The organism is Pseudomonas syringae CC1557 (assembly GCF_000452705.1).
GTDB classification, from domain to species: domain Bacteria; phylum Pseudomonadota; class Gammaproteobacteria; order Pseudomonadales; family Pseudomonadaceae; genus Aquipseudomonas; species Aquipseudomonas syringae_F.
This window is the reverse complement of sequence record NZ_CP007014.1, coordinates 5,532,901-5,557,685: the sequence shown is the minus strand read 5'-3', so window position 1 is coordinate 5,557,685 and position 24,785 is coordinate 5,532,901. Positions and strand designations below refer to the sequence as shown.

Here is a 24,785-nt window from a genome sequence, read left to right as displayed (position 1 = left end):
TCAAGTGAAGAATGTAGCAATTCAAATCCGACGAGTAACACGTTTGCCACAAATAAGCCTAAGTTACTGTTTTAGTTAAGGAACTTAACTACAAAAAAGCAGTCTCAGGTTACTTGCAAAAAGGCCCGTTTCAATTGAAACGGGCCTTTTTTATGGGCGCTTCAAACAACGATGAGTGTCAGACAATCCGCGCTGATTCAGCTGAACGCTCAAGACGAATCGCCACGAACTTCGATGTCGGCGTACTGCTACCTTCGCCGACGCTTTCCAACGGCACCAACGGGTTGACCTCGGGGTAGTAAGCCGCAGCCTGACCGGCCGGAATATCGAATGGCAGCAGAGTGAAGCCTTTGACGCGGCGTTCGCGATTGTCGCTCCAGATCGAAATCAGGTCGGCTTTCTGACCTGGCTGGAAGCCCAGGCGAATGATGTCGGCCTCGTTGACGAACAGCACATCACGCTGACCTTTCACACCGCGATAACGGTCGTCCAGGCCATAAATCGTGGTGTTGTACTGATCGTGGGAGCGCATCGACTGCATGATCAGGTCTGGCACCTGACCGGTCGAGCTGATGCCTTCATGGATCAGCTTCAGCGGCAGTGCGTTGGACTTGAAGTTGGCGCGGGTCGACGCGGTATTCCAGCGGCGCGCACCAGCTGCGTTGCCCAGGTAGAACCCGCCGGGATGCTTGACGCGCTCGTTGAAGTCCTTGAAGCCCGGGATGGTGTCGGCGATCAGGTCACGAATACGGTCGTAGTCTTCCACCAGCCACAACCAGTCCACCGGCTTTTTGCCCAGTGTCGCGTTGGCGATGCCAGCGATGATGGACGGCTCCGAACGCATTTGCTTCGACAGCGGCTGCAACTGGCCGTTGGAGGCGTGGACCATGCTGAACGAGTCTTCCACGGTGACCGCTTGCGGGCCGTTGGCCTGGATATCGATGTCAGTACGACCGAAGCACGGCAGGATCAATGCGTCCTTGCCATGGAACAAGTGGCTGCGGTTGAGCTTGGTGCTGATCTGTACCGTCAAATCACATTGGCTGAGTGCTTCGGCGGTGCGGTGGCTGTCCGGTGTCGCTTGAGCGAAGTTGCCGCCCAACGCGATGAACACCTTGGCGCGGCCTTCGGCCATGGCGTGAATCGCCTCGACCACGTTATGCCCGTTGTCACGCGGCACCTGGAACTGGAAGCGTTTTTCCAGCGCATCAAGGAAGAACACCGGCGGGCGCTCGTTGATGCCCATGGTGCGGTCGCCTTGCACGTTACTGTGGCCACGCACCGGGCACAGACCTGCGCCAGGGCGGCCAATGTTGCCGCGCAGCAGCATCAGGTTGGCGATTTCCTGAATGGTCGCAACCGAGTGGCGATGCTGGGTGATACCCATCGCCCAGCACATGATGACGTTCTTGCCCTTGGCATACATGCGCGCCGACTGCTCGATCTCAGTCAGTGGCAGCCCGGATTGCTCGACGATCTCGTCCCACGAGGTTTCATCGATGGCCGCCAGGTATTCCAGCACGCCCTCGGTGTGTTCGTTGAGGAATGCGTGATCGAACACCGACGGCTCATTGGCCAGTTGTGCATCACGCTCCCATTGCAGCAGAAACTTGGCCATGCCGCGCAACAGCGCCATGTCGCCACCCAGGGCAGGGCGGAAGTAGGCGGTATTGGTCGGGCGGTCGCCGTTGGTGAGCATTTCGACCGGGTGCTGCGGATGCTGGAAGCGTTCCAGGCCGCGCTCCTTGAGCGGGTTGACACAGACCACCTGAGCACCGCGCTGTACCGCTTCACGCAACGGTTCGAGCATGCGCGGGTGGTTGGTGCCGGGGTTCTGGCCGAGGACGAAGATGGCATCGGCGTGTTCGAAATCTTCGAAAGTCACGGTGCCCTTGCCGACGCCGACGCTTTGCGACAGCGCTACGCCACTGGCTTCGTGGCACATGTTCGAGCAATCGGGAAAATTGTTGGTGCCATAAGCGCGCACGAACAGCTGATACAGGTACGCGGCTTCGTTGCTGGCGCGACCCGAGGTATAAAACTCGGCCATGTTCGGGCTGGGCAGGTTTTTCAGGTGTTTGGCGATCAGCGCGAACGCGTTATCCCAGCTGATCGGTTTGTAACGGTCAGTTTCTGCGTCATACGCCATCGGCTCGGTCAGGCGACCCTGATACTCAAGCCAATAGTCGCTCTGCTCCAGCAGCGCGCTGACGCTGTAGCGGGCAAAGAAGGCCGGGTCCACACGACGTTTGGTCGCTTCCCAGTTCACCGCTTTGGCGCCGTTCTCGCAGAACTTGACCATGCCGCTTTCCGGCGAATCGCCCCACGCGCAGCCCGGGCAGTCGAAGCCGCCGTTCTGGTTGGTCTTGAGCATCATGCGCAGGTTCTTCAGCGCGTTATCACTGCCCAGCCAGTGTTGGGTCACGCTGATCAGTGCGCCCCAGCCGCCTGCCGCACCTTTGTACGGCTTGTAGCGGGGGATTGGTGTCTTGTCGGCTTGATGATGAGTGCTCAAGGTTGAATCTCCATCGCAGGGCTATAAACCCGCGGCGCACTGTGCTGCGGCAGGTGAATTAAATTGAGTTTGTGACGGCGAGCCCATTGCAGGGCAAGTCCGGTAGGCGACGACAGGCTGACCAGCGTCTGGATGCCGGCGCGCAGTACTTTCTGAATCAGTTCCAGACTGCAGCGGCTGGTGACGATAGCAACGCCGCCGGTTGTCGAAATGTTCTGCCGGACAAGTGCGCCGATCAGCTTGTCCAGCGCGTTGTGGCGGCCAATGTCTTCACGGCCCAGCAGTAACTGGCCGTTGCCGTCCATGAATACCGCGGCATGCACGGCGCCACAGTGGCGGCCGAGAGGCTGGAATTCGCCGATGCGCTGGCGCAGACCTTCGAGCCACTCAATCGGCGGCAAGGGTGCGCCAGGTAAAACCTTCAGCTCAGGCAAGGCCTGCTCGACGGCTTCAACGCCGCACAACCCGCAGCCGCTGGTGCCCGCCAGTTGTCGGCGTTGCTGCTTGAGCTCCCAGAAAGCGCGGCTGGCGATTTCGACCTCGGCCTGCATCGCCGAGCCGCTCCCGCTGAGCGTGAAGTCGTAGATTTCATCGGGCGCCGCAATGATGCCGCTGCCAAGGCTGAAGCCGACGATGAAGTCTTCCAGATCGGTCGGGCTGACCAGCATGACCGCCTGGCTAATGCCGTTGTAGGCGATGGCCAGAGCCACTTCTTCGGCAAGCGCATTGCGTGCAGAGTCCTTGCCCTCGATATTCGAGTAGCTGTAGGACTGGCTTGCTTCGGGGGCTGGCGCAGAAACGGACGCCGAGCTGACCTTGCGCGTGACGGGCATGGGCTGTAATACCGGCAGAATGACATCTGCAAGACTAGGCGTCTTATTGGATATCGTCTAATCGCTAGTGCTGATGCTCCGATAGATGACGTCGATCAGCTTGCTAGCGGGGTATTTCTGCTACCAGCGCAAAACACGCCTCAGCCAGCGCAGAGCGGGGTGCACTGCGGCGCATGATCAGCCCGAGGCGGGCCAGCGTGCGCGCATCTGCAATAGGATGCAGACGCAAATGTTCGGTGAGTGTTTCCAGGCCGCCATCCAGCGGCATGATTGCGCAACAGAAGCCGCCGTTTACTGCTTGAAGTAACTGATGAACGGCATCAGTCTGAATCAGCGGATGAGGTTGCAGGTTGCGGCTGTGGAAGTTGTGATCAATCGATTGCCGGAAATGCATACCACTGGTCAGCATGCCCAACGGCAGCTCGACCAGCTCAGCCCAGCTCAGCGGTTCTTCGCCAAACGAAAAATGCCGACGGTCATACAGCAGGCCCATGCGCGTGTCGTCCAGGGTCAGCGAATCGAAACGCTCGCTGTCCAGCCGCTCCAGATAGGACACGCCCAGGTCGATACGGTTGCTCGCCAGTTGCTCCAGTACTTGCTCGGAACTGAGTGACGACAGCTCGAAGCGCAGGTTGGGGTGCAGCTGATGCAGCCGGTGCAGCAACGGTAACGGATCGAAACTCGACAACGGCACCACGCCCAGGCGCAATGTGCCGACCAGATGCCCCCGGCACGCTGCGGCCTCAGCCTGCAAACCGTCGTAAGCGGCCAGCACGGTACGCGCCCACGCCAGCACCCGTTCGCCGGGCGCCGTGAAACCTTCAAAACGCTGGCCCCGGTTGACCAGTGGCAAGCCAAGCTCTTCTTCCAGATTGCGCAAGCGCATCGACAGCGTCGGCTGAGTGATATTGCAGCGCGCAGCCGCCTGGCCGAAGTGACGCGTTTCATCGAGGGCGATCAGAAATTTGAGTTGCTTGATGTCCATATTCTCTCCGGTGGGCAGTCCAGACCGCCGATTCTACCCGTTCAGGCTGAACGATGGTCGAGCAACGTTGGTCGGATGCCTGCAACCCTTGATTTATAAGGGCTACAGTTTAAGCGGCCTATCTGAAACCACATTATGGGAGAACCAGAGAATGAGTCTTATCAGTTTCCTGAAAGAAGCAGGCGAGAAAATTCTGGACGCCTTGACGCCGGACAAGGCCAACGCAGACGACGTGCTTAAAAAGCATATTTCCGAGGTAGGCCTGGGCAATCCCAATGTGCAGACGGAAGTCAACGGAAGCACTGTCATTGTCAAAGGCGAAGTCGCCAGCCAGGAAGAACGGGAAAAGATCGTTCTGACATTGGGCAACATTCATGGTGTGGAGAAAGTTGACGATCAGATGACCGTTGCAGGCGGCGCGAGCGCGGAATCCGAATACGTCGAGGTGAAGTCCGGTGACACCCTCAGCGCGATTTCCAAGCGTGTGTACGGCGATGCCAACCAGTACCAGAAAATCTTTGAAGCCAACAAGCCGATGCTCAAGAGCGTCGACAAGATTTATCCGGGTCAGAAGCTTCGTATCCCCAAGTGACGTGAAGCGAGTGCCCACTGAACATGGTGGGCACTTTTCCGCTTCACAGACCCTTGATCAGCTCACGATAGTCGTCCACTGCGGCAAACTCTTCGGTGTCTTTCGGACCTTTCTGGCTATTCGGCTGGCTGACTGCGAGCAGATGGGCCACGCCAAATTGCCGGGCACTGCGCAAGACCGGCAGCGTGTCGTCGATAAACAGGCTGCGTGCCGGATCAAAATCGGTTTCAGCCTGCAAGGCGTCCCAGAATTGCTGGTTTTCCTTCGGGAAGCCGTAGTCATGAGAACTGATCATGCGCTCGAAATAGGGCGCCAGTTCGATGCGCTCCATCTTCAGCGATAACGAATCACGGTGCGCATTGGTGATCATGATCACGCGTTTTCCGGCCTGCTTGATGGCGGCCAGAAAGGTCTCGGCGTCCGGGCGCAGGGCAATCATGTGCGCGATTTCCCGTTTCAGGTCACGCACCGACAACTTCAGTTCGGCACTCCAGAAATCCAGGCAATACCAGTTGAGCGTGCCCGCGTTGTTTTCGAACAGCGGCTTCAGTTCCAGCCAGGCCATGGCGAAGCTGATGCCGTGTAATTCGGCGTAGCGCTGCGGCAGGTGTTGCATCCAGAAGTGTTCGTCGTAATGCAGGTCGAGCAACGTGCCGTCCATATCCAGCAGGACGGTATCGATTTCGCTCCAGGGCATGGAAAGCATTCAGGCCTCGTCAGGGGGTGGGTGTCGGTCAAGCATATCCGACACAGACATCAGGAAAAGCTCGGTATAGTACCTCGTTCATGTAGAGGAGCCTGTCATGCGTCAGAAACCTACCGTACTTGCTCGCGCCATTGTCGCCAGCAGTCGCCTGTTCCGCGTTGAGGAGCTGCAACTGCGCTTTACCAACGGCGTAGAGCGGACCTATGAGCGCCTGGCCAGCAAAGGGTCGGGGCCCGGCGCGGTGATGATCGTGGCCATGCTGGATGCTGATCACGCCGTATTGATCGAAGAATATTGCGGTGGCACCGATGAATACGAGCTGTCCTTGCCCAAAGGCTTGATCGAGCCGGGCGAAGACGCACTTGAGGCCGCCAACCGCGAGCTCAAGGAAGAGGCCGGGTTTGGTGCCCGCCATCTGGAATTGCTCACTGAGCTGTCGCTGTCCCCTGGCTACATGAGCCAGAAAATTCAGGTGGTGCTGGCGACCGATCTTTACGAAGAGCGGCTGGAAGGCGACGAGCCCGAGCCTATTCGGGTTGACCGGATCAACCTGCGGGAGCTGTCGAGCCTGGCGCAGAATGCCCAGTTCAGCGAAGGCCGGGCGCTGGCTGCGCTGTACCTCACCCGTGACCTGCTGACCCAGCGTGGATTGTTCCAGCCATGACTGATTCGTTGAGAAACCTGCCCCATCCGTTGCTCGCTCCGGTGATCGAACTCGCCAGGCTGGCAGGCGAAGTGATCCTGCCGTTCTGGCGTGCCAACGTCACGGTGACCACCAAGACCGATGATTCCCCGGTGACCGCCGCCGATCTGGCAGCCCATCAGGTGCTGGTCGAGGGCTTGCAGGCACTTGACCCTAGCATTCATGTGCTGTCCGAAGAGGACGCCGACATCCCGTTCAGTGAGCGCGCGATGTGGCAACGCTGGTGGCTGGTCGATCCGTTGGACGGCACCAAGGAGTTCATCTCCGGCAGCGAGGAGTTCACCGTCAATGTCGCGTTGATAGAAAACGGTCGTGTGGTGTTCGGTGTGGTTTCGATGCCGACCAATAACCGCTGCTATTTCGGCGGTGCCGGGCTGGGCGCCTGGCGCAGCGATGACATTGATCACTGCATGCCGATTGCCGTGCGCAACGAGGTCGGCGACGGGCAGACCTTTACCGTGGTCGCCAGCCGCCGCCACTCAAGCCCGGAGCAGGAGCATTTACTGGCCGGTCTGGCGAGCGGTCTTGGGCCTTTGCAACTGACCAATATCGGCAGTTCATTGAAGTTCTGCCTGCTGGCCGAAGGCGCCGCCGATTGCTACCCAAGACTGGCCCCGACCTCGCAATGGGACACCGCAGCGGCACAAGGCGTGCTTGAAGGTGCAGGAGGCGCAGTGCTGCAACTGGACGGCCAGCCTTTCAGCTACCCGGCCCGCGAATCGCTGCTCAATCCGTTCTTCCTGGCGCTGCCCGCCAAGGCCGAATGGCGCGAAAAACTGCTGGTGCTGGCGCAGTCCTGAAACCGGGTTGAACGCAGAGCGTCCAGAACGGCGTTCCCAGAGCGTGAGGAACGATAACCTCAGAGCTATCGTGCGACGCTCCGCGTCGTCATGCCGTTCGTGACGCTCCGCGTCACAGCTCTGCGCCGCATCACGTGATTCAGATTGGACGCAGGGCGCCCAGAACAGCGTTAAGGCAGCGTGGAAACGAGAGTGAGTCGGCTCCGCGCAAGCTTCACCTGTGCAACACAAACTGCCCGACAAACCTCACGGCCTGTTCTTCGCTGTCTTGCGCACTGATGTGGGTGTGCAGGGTCAGGCGAGCACGGCCTCGGCGTTGGTAGGTGGTGATGAATTTCTCCCATTGCGCGGCGTCTGGCGCGTCGCAGCGGGCGATGGCGTCGCTGCGTACGGGCAGTGGATAACTGATCTGCCCATCCTGAATCACGATATGCCCGTCGCTGATTCCCGCTTCGCGCAGCCGCAGGTGCAACCAGCCCCAGCCGGCCAGTACTGCGCCGCAGTACAGGCTGCCGCCGAACAGCGTGCTCTTGTGATTGACGTTGGGGGCCAGCGGCAGATGCAGGCGTAGCGTGTGGTGATGCCAGTCGACCACCCGCATGCCCATTTCACGGGTCAGCGGGATGTCATGGTGCAGCACCCGTTCCAGCTCGTGGGCCGCGTTCTCTTCTGGCTCAATCGGTGTCATCGGATGCTCCGCTGCTGTCACCAAAATTCAAACCGTGCTTGCGCAATTTGTCGTGAAGGGTCTTGCGTGGCACGCCCAGTGCTTCGGCCAGGCTACGCACCGAGCTGTGCGGACGGGCCAGTTCGGCGGCGATCAAGGCTCGCTCAAAGCTTTCTACCTGATCACTCAAGCCACCACACGGCGGCGGTGCCTGCTCGGCATCACCGCCTTCCAGCTCCAGTTCCAGACCCAGCGCGAAGCGTTCGGCGGCGTTTTGCAGTTCTCGGACGTTACCCGGCCAGCTATGCCGCAACAACAGCGCCCGCTGGCCCGGCTTGAGCTCATGCTTGGGAATGCCATGACGCATGCTGGCAGCGTCGGCGTAATGCTCGAACAGCATAAGCGCGTCTTCACCGCGCTCGCGCAGTGGCGGAATACGCAGCGAGGCCACGTTCAGCCGGTAGTACAAGTCCGCCCGGAAGCGACCCTGATCGGCCGCCTGACGCAAGTCTTCCTTGGTCGCCGCAATGACGCGGATGTCCAGCGGGATCTGCTGATTGCTGCCCATCCGCTCGACCACGCGCTCTTGCAGCAGACGCAGCAGCTTGACCTGCACATCCAGGCTCATGCTTTCGATTTCATCAAGAAACAACGTGCCGCCGTTGGCAAACTCGAACTTACCGATGCGCCGCTTCTGCGCGCCGGTAAAAGCGCCAGGCTCGTGGCCGAACAGCTCGCTTTCAACCACCGATTCAGCCAGCGCTCCGGCGTTGATCGCCACGAACGGGCCGGTGCGGCGGTTGGACAAGTCATGCAACGCTCGGGCGACGACTTCTTTGCCTGCGCCGGTTTCACCCAGAATCAGTACGTCGGCGCGGGTCCCGGCCAGTGCGCCGATCTGTTCGCGCAATCGCAGGATCGGCGTTGATTGACCGATCAAACGGGCGCTCAGTTGCTGGCGATCGCTCAGCGCCAGACGCAGGCTGCGGTTATCCAGCACCAGTCGGCGTAATGCCAGGGCGCGACGCACGCTCTCAAGCATGGCATCACTGGCGAAGGGCTTTTCCAGAAAGTCGTAGGCACCGGCGCGCATGGCTTTGACCGCCAGTGGTACATCACCATGGCCAGTGATCAACAGCACCGGCAGGTCAGGGTCCTGCTCGTGGAGTTGATCGAGCAGCTCCAGCCCGTCCATGCCCTGCATACGGATATCGCTGACTACCACGCCCGGCCAGTCGCGGCCGATGCGCTCGGCCAGGCCCGTGGCTTCGGGCAGCGACAGGACGTTCAGGCCCGCCAGATCAAGGGTCTGGCGCAATGCCTGGCGCAGGTGCGAATCGTCGTCGATCAGCACCACCTGGATCTGGCTGTCGATGGCTATGTCCGAACTCATGCGGAAAGGTCCTCTGGCGGTTGAAGGTTGGCCCCGGAAGCGCCTGCGCGCAGGCGCAGGGTCAGCAGCGCACCGCCGCTGGGATGGTTGGCGAACAGCAATTCGCCGCCCAGGGCACGCATCAGCGTATCGCAGATGGCCAGACCCAAGCCAAGGCCCTGCGTGCGGGTCTTGGTAGTGAAAAACGGCTCGCGGGCTCGCGCCAGCGCTTCCTGGGAAAAGCCGGGGCCGTTGTCACGAATGTACAGGTTGACGCCTTCGGTGGTGTGCTCGGCACTTATCCACAACCTGCGCGGCGGGCCTTTTTCGGTGAGGGCATCGAGCGCGTTGGCCAGCAGGTTGCCCAGCACTTGGCGCAAGCGGGTCTCACCTGCCTGCACCCACAGCGTCGCGTCGGGCATATCGCGGATCAGCTCGACCTCCATGGCACGCCGCCGCTTGGCCAGCAACGCCAGCGCATCGTCGAGCGCCGGTTGCAGCGCGACACTTTCCGGCGCGTGGCGATCACGCCGGGCAAAGGCCCGCAGGTGCGCGATGATCGAGGCCATGCGCCCAGTCAGTTCACTAATCAGCTTGAGGTTGCCGCGTGCTTCTTCGGTGCGCTGATGATCAAGCAGCACTTCGGCGTTCTCCGCGTAGCTGCGGATCGCGGCCAACGGCTGATTCAGTTCATGACTGATGCTCGCCGACATGGTGCCCAGCGCTGTGAGCTTACTGGTCTGGACCAGTTCATCCTGAGCCTGCACCAGTTCCTGCTGCGCCTGTTCGCGCTCCAGCACTTCCTGGCGCAGACGGCTGTTGAGGCCTTCAAGATCGCTGGTACGCTCGATCACGCGCATCTCCAGTTCGCGGCGCGCCTTGGCTTCGAAGGCGATACGATCCAGATAATGGCGACGACGCTGCATCATCAGGCCCAACAGCAGCATCAGCACCAGCAGTGCCGCGCCGCCAATCGCCACCACGGTACGCACCGGGCGATCGACCAGTGCGCGGGGGGCCAGAATGTTCACGTTCCAGCCGGTTTCATCAATGGCCTGGCTCTGGGTCAGCCAGGCATTCTCATCGATTTTCAGCGGGCGTGGATCGCGGGTCGGATAGGGCTGGATCGCAATGATGGCCTTTTTCTCGTCATCCGACAGGTCACGGGTCGCCCGAAAGCGCCAGTCGGGGTTGGACGTCAGAATCACCACGCCGTTCTGGTCGGTCAACAGCAGTTGTTCGGGCGTCTTGCCCCACAGGGTTTCGGTGTGGTCCAGGTCGACTTTGACCACCAGCACGCCGATGACCCGATCACCGTCGTGTACGGGCCCGGCAAAGAAGTAACCACGCTTGACCGAGGTGGTGCCCAGGCCGAAGAACCGCCCGGTCCGGCCTGCCAGCGCATCGATGAAATACGGGCGGAAAGAGAAGTTGCGGCCGATGAAGCTGTCTTTCTGCTCCGAATTTGAGGCGGCCAGGGTCAGGCCGTTCGCGTCCATCAGGTACATGACATCCGCACCGGTCTGACGTGTGATGTCGCTGAGCAGACGATTGGCGTTTTCCAGTGTTGTGCTGTTTTTAGGCGCTGCCAGTGCGCCGCGCAACGCGGGCAGGTCGCCGAGAATCTGCGGCAGGGTTTCGTAGCGGTGCAAGGTGCCCAGCAGGTTGGCGACGTAAAGGTCGAGGGTCTGACGGTTCTGGTTGGCCAGCACATTGCGGTAGTAGCGCTCGGCCAGATGTTCCAGCGGCCACAGCAGTGGTGCCAGGCACAGCGCAAGCAGGGCAAGGCTGCGCCAGCGGGGGCGGGGCGGCAGAGTGGGGGTCATGGTCATCGATTGGCCGTCGCCGAAGGGTTGACGATCCCTGCTGGCGACGAGTCGCAACAGGCAACAGAAACACCCGGTCGATCCTGACGTGGGCATCAGGCGCGTATTATGCCCGCCGCCGACTCGTCAGGCACTCAAGGAAACAGGTCGGCTTCTTTCAGGTGCTTGCCTTGCTGATCCTTGGCCGACAGGCTGGGTTGACCGTCGAACTGCCAGTCAATGGCCAGGTCCGGGTCGTTCCAGGCAATGCAGCGCTCGGCCGAAGGCGTGTAGTAGTCGGTGGTCTTGTACAGAAACTCGGCATGTTCGCTCAGCACCACGAAGCCATGGGCAAAGCCTTCCGGAACCCATAGCTGGCGGGCATTTTCCGCGGACAGCTCAACGGCGACCCACTGACCGAAGTTCGGCGAGCTGCGGCGGATGTCCACTGCCACGTCGAGCACCTTGCCGACGGTCACTCGCACCAGTTTGCCCTGGGCGTTTTCGATCTGGTAATGCAGGCCGCGCAGCACGCCTTGTTGCGAGCGCGAGTGGTTGTCCTGCACGAACTCTCGGGTCAGGCCAGTCGCTTCCTGAAAAGCCTTCGCGTTGAAGCTTTCATAGAAGAAGCCCCGTTCATCACCGAAAACCCTGGGTTCCAGAATAAGAACTTCCGGCAATTGTGTGGCGACTACATTCACGTGGCTTCCCCTGTCATCTCAATAGCAAAAGTTCTGGCGGTCGACAGTTTGCACTGCTGTGCGGATGTCGAGAAGGCGGCAATCAAGCAATCAGGTCTTTGTTTTCGCTAAAACCCAGTCGCTCGCCCTGATAACTGCCGTCCTGAACCCTGCGGCACCAGTCCAGGTTATCCAGATACCACTGCACCGTCTTGCGCAGCCCGGACTCGAACGTTTCTTCAGGCGTCCAGCCAAGTTCTTTATCGATCTTGTCGGCATCGATTGCGTAACGCTGATCGTGGCCCGGCCGGTCGACTACGTAAGTAATCAGGTCGCTGTAGTGCTGAACGCCCGCCGGATGTTGCGGGGCCAGTTCATCGAGCAGCGTGCAGATACCGCGCACCACGTCGATGTTCTTCTGCTCGTTATGGCCGCCAATGTTATAGGTCTCGCCGACCTGACCTTCGGTGACCACTTTAAGCAGCGCCCGCGCGTGATCTTCGACATACAGCCAGTCGCGCACTTGCAGGCCATTGCCGTACACCGGCAGCGGCTTGCCTGCGAGCGCGTTGAGAATCACCAGCGGGATCAGCTTCTCGGGGAAGTGGAACGGGCCATAGTTGTTGGAACAGTTGGTCACCACCACCGGCAGACCGTAAGTGCGATGCCAGGCGCGAACCAAATGATCGGAAGCAGCCTTGCTTGCCGAGTACGGCGAGCTGGGCGCATACGGCGTGGTTTCGGTGAACAGGTCATCGACGCCGTGCAGGTCGCCATACACTTCGTCGGTGGAAATATGGTGAAAACGGAACGCCTGACGTTCGGCTTCCGGCAACTTCAGCCAGTAAGCGCGGGTGGCTTCCAGCAGGCTGTAAGTACCGACGATATTGGTCTGGACGAATTCCGCAGGGCCATCGATGGAGCGGTCGACGTGGGATTCCGCCGCCAGGTGCATGATCGCGTGCGGTGCAAAGCGCTCGAGGGTCGCGCTGACGCTGGCCTGATCACAGATATCGGCCTGCACGAACTCATAGCGCGTGTTGGTCGCAATGGACTGCAACGATTCGAGATTGCCTGCGTAGGTCAATTTATCGAAGTTCAGCACTTCATGTGCGGTGTTGTTGATCAGGTGACGGATCAGTGCAGAACCGATGAAACCTGCGCCCCCGGTAACGAGTATTCGCATGAACTGACCTTCTTGAAGTTTTTAGAGTAGTGCAGCATAGCTGCTTGATCACGTATGGCAGGATCAGACAATTAAACCCGAGTGAGGCGTCGAATAAAACTGCCGTTGTTTTATCGACACGGAATTGCCTGATCGGATCAGTGATGGACGCCAATGCCCTATAGTTGTCCGATTACCCATCACGCGCTATCCAAGGCCTCGGGGCCTTACCGAACAGAGGTCATGATGCCACTCGCCATGCTCATCCGCCGCTCCAGCCTGCCTTGCCCCGCCGTCAGTGTTGATCAGGCGCAGCAATTGCTCATGCAACATTACGGGTTGAGCGGCACGTTAAGCGCGTTGGGCAGCCAGCAGGATCGAAATTTTCTGCTGCAAACCGACACGCGGCGCTCTGTCCTTAAAATCTGCCACGGGGCCTATTCGACTGCCGAACTGAATGCCCAGCACGCGGCGCTGCAACATCTGACCCGCCACGGTGCGGTCAGCATGCCTGGCGTGATCCGTGCCAATGACACCGAGCAGTTGTTGTCCATCGAAGTCGATGGGCAGGCGGTGCATATGCGCTTGCTGGAATTTATCGACGGGCAATCGCTGGGGCATGCCGGGCATCTGAGCCATGAGGTCCTGGTCGGGCTGGGCGAGCTGTGTGCCCGGGTCGATCTGGTGTTGGCCGATTTCGAGCATCCCGGCCTGGAGCGCACTCTGCAATGGGACCCGCGCCATGCCCATGCGTTGGTCAGGCATTTATTGCCGGTGCTCAAGGATGTCGACACCCGTGCCTGCGTGATCGAAGCGGCAGAGCAGGCCCATCGCCGTCTGCTGCCATTGATTCCGGCACTGCCGATGCAGGCCGTGCATCTGGATATCACCGAGCACAACGTGGTTTGGCTGCGTGACAGTCGTCGCCAATGGCAAATGCAGGGGCTGATCGATTTCGGTGATCTGGTCCGCACCTGGCGAGTCGCCGACCTGTCGGTCACCTGCGCCGCGCTGTTGCACCATGCCGAAGGCGACCCGCTGTACATCCTGCCGGCGATTCGTGCCTATCAGGCGCTCAACCCGCTGAAAACTGAAGAGCTGCAGGCTCTCTGGCCACTGATCGTCGCGCGCTCCGCCGTGCTGGTGCTCAGCAGCGAGCAACAGGCAAGTGTCGAGACTGACAACACTTACATTCAGGCCAATCTGGCGGGCGAATGGAACATCTTCGACGTGGCCACGTCGGTGCCGATGGCGTTGATGGAAGCAGCGATCCTGCAGGCCGTGGGGGTGGATTTGCCGTCTGTCGTTCAGCCTGTTTACCAGTCTTTGCTACCCGGTCTGCAAGGGCTCAAGCCGACACTGGTCGATCTGGGCGTGCTCAGTGAGCATTTCGTCGCGGGCAACTGGGAGCAGAGCGGGATCGATGAATACCTGCTTTCGGAAGCGACCGGAGACGACGGGCTGGCAGCCAGCCGTTTCGGTGAATACCGGCTGTCACGCACGTTGCCTGACTGCGCGAAGGAGCCCGAAACATTTGCCTTGCACGTCGAACTGCACGTGCCTGCCGAGACAGCATTGCATGCGCCGTTCCACGGCACGATACGCCTGACGGCCGACGCCGGATTGTCGCTGGTGGGTGAAGGAATCATTTTGAAACTGTGGGGCGTGCTGCCGGATGCTGCGCTGTCTGATCAGGTTCAGGCAGGCACGCTGATCGGGCAGGGGGGCGGTTCACTGTTGTTGCAGCTGTGTACGGCGCCAGACCTCAGCCCGCCACTGTTCACCACGCCATCCTGGGCCGCAGCCTGGCGCAGCTTCTGTCCATCGCCTTCTACCTTGCTCGGCTTTGACTGCGACGCGCCAGCGCTTGAAGACGCCGGCGTGTTGCTGGCCCGCCGTGATGCCAGTTTCGCCCGCTCACAGAAGCACTATTATCACGCGCCGCCGCAGATCGAGCGTGGCTGGCGCAATCACCTGATCGACATGCACGGCCGCTCGTACCTGGACATGCTCAACAACGTCGCCGTTCTCGGCCACGGTCATCCCAGACTGTGTAAAAACGATTTTCGGCGAGATAGGCATCTAAAAACGACCTGAAAATCGCGTCCCTGCGCAAAATCTGTATCTGCTCACATACCGACAAATTTCAGATTTAACGTAGAAGCGCGCACTTCAGTTTTGGCAAAGCGTTTTTACACAGTCTGATCCGCGCATGGCCCACGAAGCGGCTCGGCAGTGGTCGTTGCTCAACACCAACTCGCGCTTTCATTACGCGTCGATTGCCGAGTTTTCCGAGCGTCTGCTCGAACTGGCACCTGACGGCATGGACCGGGTGTTTCTGGTCAACAGCGGCACCGAGGCCAATGATCTGGCCATCCGGCTGGCGTGGGCCTACAGCGGCGGGCGCGACATGCTCAGCGTGCTGGAGGCCTATCACGGCTGGTCGGTGGCGACCGATGCGATCTCCACCTCGATTGCCGACAACCCGCAGGCGCTCAGTACCCGCCCGGACTGGGTGCATCCGGTCACCGCGCCCAACACGTATCGCGGGCCGTTTCGTGGTGCGGACAGTGCCCCGGAGTACGTGCGCAGTGTCGATCAGGTGCTGGCAACGCTGGCCGGGCAACAGCGGCAAGTGGCGGGCTTCATCTGCGAGCCGGTATATGGCAACGCGGGCGGGATTTGCTTGCCGGCGGGTTATCTGCCACAGGTTTATCAGAAGGTCCGCGCGGCTGGCGGCGTGTGCATCGCCGATGAAGTACAGGTGGGTTATGGTCGTCTCGGTCATTACTTCTGGGGCTTCGAGGAGCAGGGCGTTGTGCCCGACATCATCAGCATGGCCAAAGGCATGGGTAACGGCCATCCGCTGGGCGCGGTCATCACCCGGCGTGAGATCGCCGAGGCGCTGGAAGCCGAGGGCTATTTCTTCTCGTCCTCCGGCGGCAGCCCGGTCAGTTGCCGGATCGGTATGGCGGTTCTGGATGTCATGGAAGAAGAAAAGCTCTGGGATAACGCCCGGCTTGTGGGCGACCACTTCAAGGCGCGCTTGCAGGCGCTTGCCGATAAACATCCGCTGGTGGGCGCGGTGCATGGCATGGGCTTCTACCTGGGCATGGAACTGGTGCGCGACCGCGATACCCTCGAACCGGCCAGCGAAGAAACCGCCCAGTTGTGCGAGCGCTTGCGCGAACTGGGCATCTTCATGCAGCCCACCGGCGACCACCTGAACATCCTCAAAATCAAACCCCCGATGTGCACCACCCGGCAGAGCGTGGATTTTTTTGTCGATAACGTGTCGAAGGTGCTGGGTGAGCTGGAATAGCGTTGCATCTGAGAGCGGACGCAGAGCGTCCAGAACGACGTACCCATACCAGAGCATGGGTACGATAGGTGTTCTTTCGCATGCTCATCGTTCCTGACGCTCTGCGTCACACTCGGTTTGCGAACTGGCGCCGATATGAACTATAAACAGATTAATATCGGTAAAAAATTCCATTAATTGCACGTAATTAAAATTATCAGCTTTTAAAGTCGATTTTTATCCGCTATAAAGGCCTTCATAATCGTCATCGCTCGTCTGCTATGGTGTTAAGCCCTTTGCATCCGCCCCTGGAGATATTTTCATGAGCCGTATCGTTTCTGTCGCTGCTACCCAGATGGCCTGTTCCTGGGACCTGGAAGCCAACATCGAGACCGCTGAAAAGCTGGTACGTGAAGCTGCCGCCAAGGGCGCACAGATCATCCTGATTCAGGAGCTGTTCGAAACCCCGTACTTCTGCCAGAAGCCGAACGCGGACTATCTGCAGTTGGCGACGACGCTTGAATCCAACGTCGCGATCAAGCATTTCCAGAAGATCGCCAAAGAGCTGCAAGTCGTACTGCCCATCAGCTTCTTCGAGCTGGCTGGCCGTGCGCGTTTCAACACCATCGCGATCATCGATGCAGATGGCAGCAACCTGGGCATCTACCGCAAGAGCCACATCCCGGACGGCCCTGGCTACCACGAAAAGTACTACTTCAACCCGGGCGATACCGGCTTCAAGGTGTGGCAGACCCGTTACGCGAAAATCGGCGTAGGCATCTGCTGGGATCAGTGGTTTCCGGAGTGCGCGCGCAGCATGGCGTTGCAGGGCGCAGAAATCCTTTTCTACCCGACCGCCATCGGCAGCGAGCCGCATGACAAGACCATCAGCTCGCGCGACCACTGGCAGCGTGTGCAACAAGGCCATGCCGGCGCAAACCTGATGCCGCTGATCGCCAGCAACCGTATCGGCAACGAAGAGCAGGACGGCTACGACATCACCTTCTACGGCTCGTCGTTCATTGCCAACCAGTTTGGTGAAAAGGTCGCTGAACTCAACGAAACCGAGGAAGGCGTGCTGGTGCACAGCTTCGACCTGGACGAGCTGGAGCACATCCGCAGCGCCTGGGGCACGTTCCGTGATCGCCGTCCGAACCTGTACGGCGCAGTCAAGACCCTCGACGGTTCGCTGGAGTCCTGATCGCCATGACCACGCTCAACAGCACGCCACGCGCCGATGGTTTCCACATGCCAGCCGAATGGGCGCCGCAGACCAAGATCTGGATGATCTGGCCCGAGCGCCCGGACAACTGGCGCCTGGGCGGCAAGCCCGCGCAGGCCGCACACGTAGCAGTGGCCAAGGCCATCGCCCGCTTCGAGCCGGTGACTGTGGCGGTGTCTGCAGGGCAGTACGACAACGCTCGGGCGCGTCTGGACATGCCGAACATCCGTGTTGTTGAAATGAGCAGCAACGATGCCTGGGTGCGCGACAGTGGCCCGACCTTTGTCATCAACGACCGTGGTGAAATGCGTGGCGTGAACTGGGAATTCAATGCCTGGGGCGGCTTCGACGGCGGGCTGTATGCGCCGTGGAATCTTGACTCGCAAGTGGGCAGCAAGGTGCTGGAAATCGAGCGCTGCCCGCGCTACGCCACAGAAGGCTTCGTGCTGGAAGGCGGCTCGATCCACGTTGATGGCGAGGGCACACTGATCACCACTGAAGAGTGTCTGCTCAATCGTAATCGCAATCCTCACCTGAACCGCGAGCAGATCGAAACGGTGCTCAGCGACTATTTGGCTGTGGATAAAATCATCTGGCTACCGGATGGTCTGTTCAACGACGAAACCGACGGGCATGTGGATAACTTTTGCTGCTATATCCGCCCGGGTGAAGTGTTACTGGCCTGGACCGATGATCCCGAAGACCCCAACTACTCGCGTTGCCATGCGGCGATGAGTATTTTCGAAAACACCCAGGATGCACAGGGTCGCTCGTTTATCGTTCATAAAATGCCGATTCCCGGTCCATTGTTTGCGACAGAAGAAGAATGTGCCGGCGTCGATCAGGTGCATGGCAGTCAGGAACGCAATCCATCGGTGCGTCTGGCCGGATCCTACGTGAACTTTCTGATCGTCAATGGCGGCGTTATTGCGCCAGGCTTTGACGATCCGATGGACGGAGTCGCCCGGGAAATCCTGCAAAAGCTGTTTCCGGAGCATGAGGTGGTGATGGTTCCGGGTCGGGAATTGCTGCTCGGCGGTGGCAATATTCACTGCCTCACGCAGCAGCAGCCTGCCCCTTACAAGGCGTAATGCTTCGTGACTAGTAGTATCTGGCAGTAACTAATTGGTCTCGATCTTGCTCTACTAAGCCCATCATCTGATGGGCTTTTTTATACGTTACTGTATAACTTTCTCGTCAGATTTATCCGCGGTGACAGTAAATCAGATTGGCGGAAAACCGTTTTATTAGCTTGACTGTCACATGGCATCAGTAGATTCAGCCCCTCATGAATCAAGAGGTTTTCGTTATGAACGCATTGATAAGCCCGCAGTCAGTTCGTGGTTTGTCTGCTTCTCCCAGTAACGAGGCCCGCCAGTTGCTGGCGGATTGGTTAAAGATGACCCGGCCCGCGAAACCCAGACCAGACGTGCGCGCCATGCTGTTGCAGCGCTACCCGGCCGGCTTGTTCAACGACGCCGAACTTGAAGCGCTGCTTTGCGTGCTGACAGATTAAGCAATACACCAGGCTGCGGCCCGGCCATTTACGCGTTTGACACCCCCAGGCGCCGGGAATAGGATTCGCGCCCCACTGCCTGTGGCTTCACTCCTTGTACGTGCATCCGTAGTCCACTGCGATGACTTCGTGCGGCTCTCCACACCGCTTGTTCAGGGGCTGGAAGCCAGGACGGCCATCAGGCCGCCGCCACAGCGCATGTCAATTAGCAGAAAAGGAAGACAGGATGCTCAACAAACGTATGGGTATGCTCGCTTTGGGCATCATCAGCGCCAGTCAGGCCATGGCCCAGGGACAGGCAGATTCAAAGGGTTTCGTCGAAGACAGCAGTCTGAACGTCAACCTGCGCAATGCGTACATCAACCGCGACTACAAGAATAACCGTGAAGACAAGTCCGAATGGGGCCAGGCTTTCATGGGCACGTTCGCCTCCGGTTTCACGCAGGGCACGGTCGGCGTGGGCGTCGATGCCTTTGCGCTGTACGGCGTTCGCCTGGACGGCGGCAAGGGCCGCAGCGGCAATGGCGGCATCGACTTCTTCAAGCAGGGCGACAGCGGCGCAGCAGCCGATGATCTGTCCCGTGCAGGCGCAGCGGTAAAAGCGCGCTTCTCCAATACCGTCATCAAGTACGGCGAGCAGATGCCGCAATTGCCGGTGCTGAGCTATGACAACTCCCGGCTGTTGCCGGAAAGCTACACCGGCACGATGATCACCTCCAAAGAGATCGACGGGCTTGAACTGGTTGCAGGGCGTTTCACGCAGGAAGCGCGCAAGAGCGCTGAAGGCCGCGACAGCGGCGACCTGAAAAGCATCAACGTCTACGGTGGCAGCTACAAATTCACCGATGAATTCAGCGCCGCGTTCTACGCCTCCGACAACGAAGACGTGCTCAAAAAGCAATACGTGAACCTGAACTACGTTTTTGCCCTGCCGCAAGACCAGTCGCTGACCCTCGACTTCAACGGCTACAAGACCAAACTGGATAAAGACTTCACCACCAGTGATGCGCGTGACAACAAGATATGGAGCTTGGCCGCAACCTGGGCCACGGGCATCCACACCTTCACCCTGGCGCACCAGCGCAGTACCGGTGACATGGGCTACGCCTACGGCGGTTATCGCAACGACGGCGGTTTCGGCGATGGCGGCAACACCATCTACCTCGCCAACTCCTACTGGTCCGACTTCAACGGCAAGGACGAGCGCTCGTGGCAGGCGGCCTATGGCATCGACCTGTCCGGGCTGGTCCTGCCCTGCCTGAGCTACAAGGTCGCCTACGTGCGCGGTGACAACATCGACGACGGCACCGCTGGCAGCGGCGACGGCACCGAACGCGAAATCTTCAGCCAACTGAGCTACGTGGTCCAGAGCGGCCCTGCCAAAAACCTCTCGGTCCGCCTGCGCAACTCGTTCCTGCGCGTGTCAGACGACGCACAGGCCTACAACAGCGAAGGCAACGAGACCCGCATCTTCGTCGATTACCCTATCAACGTTTTTTGATGGGGTGAGAGGATAGGCAATAACGAGAATGCCCCGGTTTTTGGCCGGGGCATTCTTATTGGGCACGCTTCAGGCTGCTGTCCTGATCAATCTTTCGGTTTTCCGAGATCGGAAAACTGGGTGATACGTATTGCGTGATCCGGGAACCGTGCAGTTACGATTAGTTCGCCACCCATGGCTTCGATAAAGCGTCTGACGGTACTGATATACATATCAGTCCGCTTCTCCATCTTCGCCACGCTGCCTTGGCTTACCTGCAAAAGCTGGGCAAGGGACTCCTGAGAGAGCATCCTCGCACGGCGGAGCTCGGCAAGGTCCAGTTCATCGCGTAACTGCTCGAATTTTTCCTGCCCACGAGCCTGAGCTTCGGGCGACATCTTTTCACGTAGCGCTGAAAATTTTTTTCCGGCCATGATGGCTACCTGTTTTCGTTTTGCTGTGCGGCAAGGTGATCGTCGTAAAGACGATCTGCGACAGCCAGCATCCGTTCATAAAATCGCTTATCTCCTGTCTTGTCCCCGCCTATCAGGAGGATTGCGGTACGTGTAGGATCAAATGCGTAAAAAATCCTGATGGGCTTCGCTGCGCTTTGCACGCGTAGCTCGCGCATGTGACTGTGTCGCGTACCATGCAACCCACTAGAGAACGGGTATTCCAAGTGTGGCCCCCGTTCCTCCAGCAGCCGCACATGCGAGTCAATATCCTCCTGAGTGTTCTCGCTGAGGGCGACCCACCAATCCTCGAATTCGTCCGTGTATTCGACATCCCAAGCCATAAATCAGATATTCCCTCGAGTGCATATTTACTGCGATTAGCAAGCGGCGTCAATCCGGCCCGACGAGTGCAGGAGAGCTTGCACGTTTATGGCTGCGGACTGAATGCTTGCTGGAGGGAATAGTGTTAAACGCTTTTTCAGAATGGCTGAAAAAACATGGGGAAGGTGACGTGTCGCCGGATTTCTGGTCATGAGAGTACAACGCAGCCTGTGATGCCAGACCTCATGTCTGCGTATTAACCTCATCTCTATAGATCCGAGCCTTCAATCCGCAATCAACTGCACAAACACTGCGAAACCGCCGAGGAATATCCAGAAAAAGCTGAACAGCCAAGGACTGCGCTTGGAGAACAGCAAGGATTTTTTCGGCCCGGTTTCGCTGGACTCCCAGTCGCTGAACAGTGGCGAGTCGTCATAGGTCAGACCGATGGCAGGCTCGCTGCGTAGCAACTGCGCCTGCTTGTGATGCCAGTGCTGAATGATGTCGCACGCCGCCCGAATGCCTGGCCAGGCGAACAGGGTGCAGAGCAGGCCCAGTAACGCCAGCATCGGCGGCACCACCAACGTGAACATCGCGCCCCATTCAGTATTCACGTTCGCCATCGACGAGGCATAGGCAATAACCAGAAACGACTGTGCCGACAGATACGCGTTGGTACGGTTGGACAGGTTGGTGGTTTCGTAATGAATCTCGCGTCGATAGAAATCCAGCCTTTCCTTGGGCGAGCCAAATAATTTGACCTGCTGCTCATCCGCCACTTTCTGAGGTGTCTGATCCGTAATGATTCTGGGCACTAGGGTTACCGATGTTTAAAAGATGCAGGATAGACCTTGATTCAGGGCACTCGGTTCGGCGTAAATCCGTGGTGCAGGGGCCGTTCATCCTGTTGGGGCTGAACAATGGAGCCCTATGCCAAACCTACTGATATGACCCGGACGTCGGCGGGGCATTTATCGTTACCAAAGCGTGATCTCGATAGCGCGACACTGGAGCCGTTGAATGTTGCAGCCCCACAAAGATAATCCTGCGGTTACGCTGACAACAGTCCAGCCCGAAGACTTCGAGACGCTGGTGGCAATGCGTATCGAAGCCATGCGCGAAAGTCTTGAACGTATCGGAAGGTTTGATCCTGTACGTGCACGCGAGCGTTTTCGTGAAGGGTTTTCTGCACCGCATACACGTTACATCGAGGTTTCCGGCAACAGGGTTGGTTTCGTGGTGATCAAGCCAATTGACGATGGCCTGCTGCTGGATCACCTGTACATCATGCCGAGTGCGCAAGGGCAGGGCATAGGTTCGGCTGTGCTTTGTCAGGTGTTTGCGCAAGCGGATGCGACATCATCAGCCGTGCGCGTGGGAGCGCTCAAGGGAAGCGACTCGAATCGTTTCTATCTTCGCCATGGGTTTCAGCTCGTTGAGAGCGGCGAGTTTGATAATTACTACATCCGCCCGCAACGTCTGCCGATTTGCTGACTGGTCGGCATCAACCCGCAGGGGCAGCCTTCTCCGCCGCACGCGCAGCCAGCATGGCCGCCTCCGTTTCCTGAGTGTGCAGCACACCCTTGTAGGCCAGCTGATTGAAGAACATGCCATCCGACTGTTCCTTGGACGGTGTCGACGTCTTGGGAATAAACAACGCGCCCAGATCCAGCGAGCTGGCGAAGTTCTCTTTGGTCAGGTTGTAACGACCCAGATAACTGCCACTCCAGGGCGAATCGGAATCGACCAGATCAATGGCCGTCTCCCGATAAGTAGCCGCTGCCGCTTTCAGCCCGCTCGACGCGTTCAACAGCGTGTTCAACTGCTTGGTGTCCGCAGCGCTCAACTCGCCAGCACTGTTGGTCGCCTTCAAGTTGCCGTCCGCCTCAATCGTGAAGCCGAACTTCTTGCTGGCCAGATCGGGGTAGACCGACGCCAGCGTCGATTTGAACGCGTCATACGAAGTCTTCAACGCCTCCGTCGAAGACGTGTGCTGCGCCACCATTTTAGGGAAGTCAGGCGACTGCGAGCGGCCTACCCAGGTATCGATAGCCACCATCGGCTCTGTCGTGGCAGGCACTTCAGTACTGGGGTGGTAAACCACGGCGGGCGTGTTGGCGGCAGCATTCTTCAGCGCTTCTTTTTGCGCATCGGTGAGCGGCTTCGGAGTGAGTGTCACGCCAGAGTTGGGCAGAGTGATGGTGGGAGAGGTGTTGTTGCCGGGGGTGAGTGAGATAACCATTTCATCGATCCATGATTGCGGGGTGTAAGGAGGGTATCGACGGGGGTGGGGGGAGCTTTAGGGGGAGGCTGACCGGGCCATCTGTTCAAGATGTTTCGAGTAAGCGCGTAACAAGTGCTGATGCTCTATCAGACCAGCTCGGGAATTGACGGTACGAAGTTCTGTTCAGCCTCGTCAGGAATGGAGGCGTCTGACGCATAGACACGAAAAAGAAACGTCCTTAATTAACTGGAGGAGGTGTTTGAAGACAACGTCAGTCAAATTGAGACCTTCGCCTGCGACACCATCGAATAACGCGTTCCATGTCCAATCCGTCTTACCGAAAAGCCCGCCTCGGCGGGCTTTTTTGCAAACAATGGTATAGGTGGATGCGACGCTGAAACGGTATACGTCACTCCTTACTTGTGATAGCTAGTCTCTTGCCCGCCAAATGCATTGGGTGTGCCTCTCGACGTACGACCATCGCTGTAACGAGTGTCTTGTCCGCCAAGAAGATTCTCGCTGCTTTGCGACGAACTGCCATCACTGTTGGCTGTATCTTGTCCGTGAAAAACGTTAGCGGTGCTTCTCGACGTCGTGCCATCGCTGTAGCGGGTATTTTGCCCGCCTGAAAGATTAGCGCTGCTGTTCGAGGTGCGACCATCGCTATAATGAGTATCTTGCCCACCCATAGCATTAGCGCTGCTTATAGAGGTCGTTCCATCATCGTATCTGCAACTGTAGCCGCCAGACAAATTCTTACTGCAACTGTCGGCCAACGCCTGATACAAGGGCGCAACAAGAAGAATCGAACCCAATAGAAAAACCTTAAGTTTCATGAAAGCTCCGTTCAAAAAGGAATCAAAACCACAAGCAAAGTCAGTAGGCCGTGCGACCGAACACGAGAGTTTATTTTCTGTCAAAAAATAAGAGCTTACGAATACTTTAGTTTCTCAGACTCCTTGATAAATTTTTCGCGATTTGGGCATCGGGCAAAATTATAAAAGTGCAAAATGCTACTATTTATACGGACCGAGTAACTCACACTAAGTTTCCGCTGCAAAAACTTATTTTTATCAAGCAGAACCGTGGCGCTTTATACCGTGACTTTCCCCACTCAAGGAACGAGGACTATGCTTTCCATGGCGTCCTCTTTGGATCGAATGCGGCCCCTCGCTCATCAGAGCGTGTTCTGAAGTACCCATAACACGGCCTATGTTCAATTGACCCACCACAGAAAGGCCCGCGCTCATGGGCTTTTTTTTGCGTCTACTGGCCACCAGGTCGAGAGCGCATGTCCCACCGCTGAGTACGGTCTTGGATTAAAGCCCAAAGCTTCATCAGGCCATCGTTACGTCTGAGGGGCATTGACCAGCGGAACACTGAGGTCGTACACGTCCATCATGGCCCCGTCCCGGTGCCCGCTGGCGTCCCGCTTGTCCGCCG

Annotated in this window: 22 protein-coding genes and 3 pseudogenes; 10 read left to right on the top strand and 15 right to left on the bottom strand. The window is 58.6% G+C overall.

Annotation, left to right across the window (positions count from 1 at the left end; all coding sequences use genetic code 11):
* Positions 1–178: 178 nt before the first annotated feature.
* The 3 genes from N018_RS24495 to N018_RS24485 form a co-directional block, all read right to left on the bottom strand.
* Positions 179–2,515 carry an FdhF/YdeP family oxidoreductase gene (locus N018_RS24495; protein ID WP_025390977.1) on the bottom strand — a complete coding sequence of 779 codons (2,337 nt, stop codon included), beginning with the start codon at positions 2,513–2,515 and terminating at the stop codon, positions 179–181.
* Positions 2,512–3,348 (bottom strand): formate dehydrogenase accessory sulfurtransferase FdhD, encoded by an 837-nt coding sequence (gene fdhD, locus N018_RS24490; RefSeq protein WP_024646444.1) that lies wholly within the window; start codon positions 3,346–3,348, stop codon positions 2,512–2,514. Before fdhD ends, N018_RS24495 begins: the two co-directional genes overlap by 4 nt.
* A gap of 103 nt (positions 3,349–3,451) precedes the next feature.
* Positions 3,452–4,333, bottom strand: a complete 882-nt coding sequence (locus tag N018_RS24485) for a LysR family transcriptional regulator (protein WP_024646443.1) — start codon at positions 4,331–4,333, stop codon at positions 3,452–3,454.
* Between the two features lie 151 nt (positions 4,334–4,484).
* Between N018_RS24485 and lysM the strand changes: the two genes are divergently transcribed.
* Complete coding sequence (gene lysM, locus N018_RS24480) at positions 4,485–4,925, top strand: peptidoglycan-binding protein LysM (protein WP_024646442.1); 441 nt, start codon at positions 4,485–4,487, stop codon at positions 4,923–4,925.
* Positions 4,926–4,968: 43 nt separating this feature from the next.
* On the opposite strand, the gene yrfG is transcribed toward lysM, so the two are convergent.
* Positions 4,969–5,631 carry a GMP/IMP nucleotidase gene (yrfG, locus tag N018_RS24475; protein WP_025390976.1) on the bottom strand — a complete coding sequence of 221 codons (663 nt, stop codon included), beginning with the start codon at positions 5,629–5,631 and terminating at the stop codon, positions 4,969–4,971.
* Between the two features lie 97 nt (positions 5,632–5,728).
* On the opposite strand from yrfG, the gene nudE reads away from it, so the two are divergent.
* Complete coding sequence (gene nudE / locus N018_RS24470) at positions 5,729–6,295, top strand: ADP compounds hydrolase NudE (protein WP_024646440.1); 567 nt, start codon at positions 5,729–5,731, stop codon at positions 6,293–6,295.
* Entirely contained in the window at positions 6,292–7,134 is an 843-nt protein-coding gene (cysQ, locus tag N018_RS24465) for a 3'(2'),5'-bisphosphate nucleotidase CysQ (protein ID WP_025390975.1), read from the top strand. Before nudE ends, cysQ begins: the two co-directional genes overlap by 4 nt.
* Before the next feature lie 214 nt (positions 7,135–7,348).
* On the opposite strand, the gene N018_RS24460 is transcribed toward cysQ, so the two are convergent.
* The 5 genes from N018_RS24460 to rfbB form a co-directional block, all read right to left on the bottom strand.
* Positions 7,349–7,822: a YiiD C-terminal domain-containing protein gene (locus tag N018_RS24460; RefSeq protein ID WP_025390974.1), complete on the bottom strand. Its 474-nt coding sequence runs from the start codon at positions 7,820–7,822 to the stop codon at positions 7,349–7,351.
* Positions 7,809–9,194: a sigma-54-dependent transcriptional regulator gene (locus tag N018_RS24455; protein WP_024646437.1), complete on the bottom strand. Its 1,386-nt coding sequence runs from the start codon at positions 9,192–9,194 to the stop codon at positions 7,809–7,811. Before N018_RS24455 ends, N018_RS24460 begins: the two co-directional genes overlap by 14 nt.
* On the bottom strand, positions 9,191–10,999 hold the full coding sequence (locus tag N018_RS24450) for a sensor histidine kinase (RefSeq protein ID WP_038401927.1): 1,809 nt from the start codon (positions 10,997–10,999) through the stop codon (positions 9,191–9,193). The genes N018_RS24455 and N018_RS24450 overlap by 4 nt, the downstream gene beginning before the upstream one ends.
* A 134-nt stretch (positions 11,000–11,133) precedes the next feature.
* The gene (gene rfbC, locus N018_RS24445; RefSeq protein WP_024646435.1) at positions 11,134–11,679 is read right to left on the bottom strand and encodes a dTDP-4-dehydrorhamnose 3,5-epimerase; all 546 of its coding nucleotides are present in this window, start codon (positions 11,677–11,679) and stop codon (positions 11,134–11,136) included.
* Positions 11,680–11,761: 82 nt separating this feature from the next.
* Entirely contained in the window at positions 11,762–12,844 is a 1,083-nt protein-coding gene (rfbB, locus tag N018_RS24440) for a dTDP-glucose 4,6-dehydratase (protein ID WP_025390972.1), read from the bottom strand.
* A gap of 225 nt (positions 12,845–13,069) precedes the next feature.
* Between rfbB and N018_RS24435 the strand changes: the two are divergent.
* The 6 genes and pseudogenes from N018_RS24435 to N018_RS24410 all read left to right on the top strand — a co-directional run.
* A pseudogene (locus N018_RS24435) lies at positions 13,070–14,863 on the top strand (phosphotransferase); the annotation flags it as partial.
* Between the two features lie 163 nt (positions 14,864–15,026).
* Positions 15,027–16,145, top strand: a pseudogene (locus tag N018_RS24430) (aminotransferase class III-fold pyridoxal phosphate-dependent enzyme); the annotation flags it as partial.
* A gap of 301 nt (positions 16,146–16,446) precedes the next feature.
* Positions 16,447–17,325: an N-carbamoylputrescine amidase gene (gene aguB, locus N018_RS24425; protein ID WP_024646432.1), complete on the top strand. Its 879-nt coding sequence runs from the start codon at positions 16,447–16,449 to the stop codon at positions 17,323–17,325.
* A gap of 5 nt (positions 17,326–17,330) precedes the next feature.
* The gene (aguA, locus tag N018_RS24420) at positions 17,331–18,437 is read left to right on the top strand and encodes an agmatine deiminase (RefSeq protein WP_025390971.1); all 1,107 of its coding nucleotides are present in this window, start codon (positions 17,331–17,333) and stop codon (positions 18,435–18,437) included.
* Positions 18,438–18,655: 218 nt separating this feature from the next.
* Entirely contained in the window at positions 18,656–18,862 is a 207-nt protein-coding gene (locus N018_RS24415; protein ID WP_024646430.1) for a hypothetical protein, read from the top strand.
* Positions 18,863–19,088: 226 nt separating this feature from the next.
* On the top strand, positions 19,089–20,363 hold the full coding sequence (locus N018_RS24410; protein ID WP_025390970.1) for an OprD family porin: 1,275 nt from the start codon (positions 19,089–19,091) through the stop codon (positions 20,361–20,363).
* 86 nt (positions 20,364–20,449) lie between these two features.
* Here the strand turns inward: N018_RS24410 and N018_RS24405 are convergent, their stop codons facing one another.
* The 3 genes from N018_RS24405 to N018_RS24395 form a co-directional block, all read right to left on the bottom strand.
* Positions 20,450–20,776 carry a helix-turn-helix domain-containing protein gene (locus N018_RS24405; RefSeq protein ID WP_024672048.1) on the bottom strand — a complete coding sequence of 109 codons (327 nt, stop codon included), beginning with the start codon at positions 20,774–20,776 and terminating at the stop codon, positions 20,450–20,452.
* A gap of 5 nt (positions 20,777–20,781) precedes the next feature.
* Complete coding sequence (locus tag N018_RS24400; protein ID WP_025390969.1) at positions 20,782–21,138, bottom strand: type II toxin-antitoxin system RelE/ParE family toxin; 357 nt, start codon at positions 21,136–21,138, stop codon at positions 20,782–20,784.
* 264 nt (positions 21,139–21,402) lie between these two features.
* Positions 21,403–21,897: a hypothetical protein gene (locus N018_RS24395; RefSeq protein ID WP_025390968.1), complete on the bottom strand. Its 495-nt coding sequence runs from the start codon at positions 21,895–21,897 to the stop codon at positions 21,403–21,405.
* Between the two features lie 241 nt (positions 21,898–22,138).
* Here N018_RS24395 and N018_RS24390 point away from each other — a divergent pair, with 241 nt between their 5' ends.
* Positions 22,139–22,612, top strand: coding sequence for a GNAT family N-acetyltransferase (locus tag N018_RS24390; RefSeq protein WP_025390967.1), 474 nt, complete (start codon positions 22,139–22,141; stop codon positions 22,610–22,612).
* Between the two features lie 10 nt (positions 22,613–22,622).
* Here N018_RS24390 and N018_RS24385 read toward each other — a convergent pair whose 3' ends face one another.
* The 3 genes and pseudogenes from N018_RS24385 to N018_RS27840 all read right to left on the bottom strand — a co-directional run.
* Complete coding sequence (locus N018_RS24385) at positions 22,623–23,360, bottom strand: hypothetical protein (RefSeq protein WP_025390966.1); 738 nt, start codon at positions 23,358–23,360, stop codon at positions 22,623–22,625.
* Between the two features lie 398 nt (positions 23,361–23,758).
* Positions 23,759–24,178 (bottom strand): hypothetical protein, encoded by a 420-nt coding sequence (locus N018_RS24380; protein WP_080274899.1) that lies wholly within the window; start codon positions 24,176–24,178, stop codon positions 23,759–23,761.
* A 512-nt stretch (positions 24,179–24,690) separates the two neighbouring features.
* A pseudogene (locus tag N018_RS27840) lies at positions 24,691–24,783 on the bottom strand (integrase); the annotation flags it as partial.
* Positions 24,784–24,785: the final 2 nt, after the last annotated feature.